We start from the raw sequence: 1384 nt of genomic DNA on the forward strand, positions 1-1384 counted from the left end.
GGCGAGCAGCCCGCAGCAACCGAATCGGGATCGCTGCCGCAGGCCGCTTGACATAGGAGCATCAGGGAGCTCGACCCTCGACTGCCACGCTCGTAACGTTCCTCGCGGAACATAAGGACCGGTTCGGAGTCGAGCCGATCTGTTCCGTGCTGACCAAGTTCGGACTCAAGATCGCTCCGTCCACCTATTACGCCGCTGTGACGCGCCCGGCCTCGGTGCGTCGGGTACGCGACGAGGAGTTGAAGAAAGAAATTCAGCGGGTGTACGACGAGAATTACTGTGTCTATGGTGCCCGGAAAATCTGGGGGCAGCTGAACCGGGAAGGGATCACTGTCGGCAAGTGCCGGGTCGAGCGACTGATGCGGCAACTGGGCCTGGCCGGAGTGGTGCGCGGGAAGACGGTGCGCACCACCGTCTCCGACAAGGACGGAGTACGTGCCGTTGACCTGGTGAAACGCCAGTTCACGGCGGGTGCGCCGAACCGCTTGTGGGTCGCGGACTTCACCTACGTGTCCACGTGGGCCGGCACGGTGTATGTCGCGTTCGCGATCGATGCGTTCTCCCGGAAAATCGTCGGGTGGTGCGCGAGCATGTCCAAGGAAACCGATCTTGTCCTCGATGTCATCGAAGAAGGGCTGCAGCAACGCGATTACCGTTGGATCGAAGGTCAGGACAGGCTTGTGCACCATTCCGACGCCGGGAGTCAGTACACGTCATTCCGATTCACGCAGCATCTGATCGCCGCTGGAATCAATGCGTCCATCGGTACCGTCGGCGACGCGTACGACAATGCACTCGCCGAATCAACGATCGGACTATACAAAACAGAGTTGATCAAACGGCAAGGGCCGTGGCATAATAGGAGCGAAGTCGAGGTCGCTACCGCGGCATGGGTCGAGTGGTACAACAACCGTCGACTCCACGGAGCCTGCGGAGGCCGACCACCGACCGAGTTCGAGACTCTGTACGACCTGGGTGACCTGACCAGTCTGGTCGCCTGACCCCAACAACGAGTCTCTACCGAACCCGGGGCGGTTCACGCCGCCACGACCTCATCGAGCCCGGCTCCGCCCAGCAGGCTTGTGGACTGCAGATCCGGCGGAAGCCCCAGCACTCGCCGCACCAGCTCGTCCGCCATCGGCGACTCGATTCGATCTGCGTACCAGCTGTCGAACTCCCCAGCAGTTCTCGCCACCTTTCGACCTTCTCACACCTCTCCACCAACGATTGGGTGCACGAGCGGGACTGTTCCAAGACCGGTGTTTCCGGTCCGACACGCCGGGCCAAGGTCCGGCGGGATGGGCACTGTGAGTGATGACATCGGACCTTGTGAGTCCACGTAAGCGTGAGTCCAAGCCGGCGCGGGAGCAGTCGCCGGAGCAGG

At 62.1% G+C, this 1384-nt stretch carries 1 protein-coding gene and 1 pseudogene; one reads left to right on the forward strand and one right to left on the reverse strand.

The annotated features are described in order from the left end of the window. Positions 1–104: 104 nt before the first annotated feature. Positions 105–1001: pseudogene (locus ACLJQZ_RS48465) on the forward strand (IS3 family transposase); the annotation flags it as partial. Between the two features lie 35 nt (positions 1002–1036). Here the strand turns inward: ACLJQZ_RS48465 and ACLJQZ_RS48470 are convergent. Beyond that, a complete protein-coding gene (locus ACLJQZ_RS48470) occupies positions 1037–1195 on the reverse strand; it encodes a hypothetical protein (RefSeq protein WP_410628494.1) in 159 nt (52 codons plus the stop codon). Between the last annotated feature and the right edge of the window lie 189 nt (positions 1196–1384).

The sequence above is a fragment of the Amycolatopsis sp. cmx-8-4 genome (genome assembly GCF_046548675.1).
In the GTDB taxonomy this organism is placed as follows: domain Bacteria; phylum Actinomycetota; class Actinomycetes; order Mycobacteriales; family Pseudonocardiaceae; genus Amycolatopsis.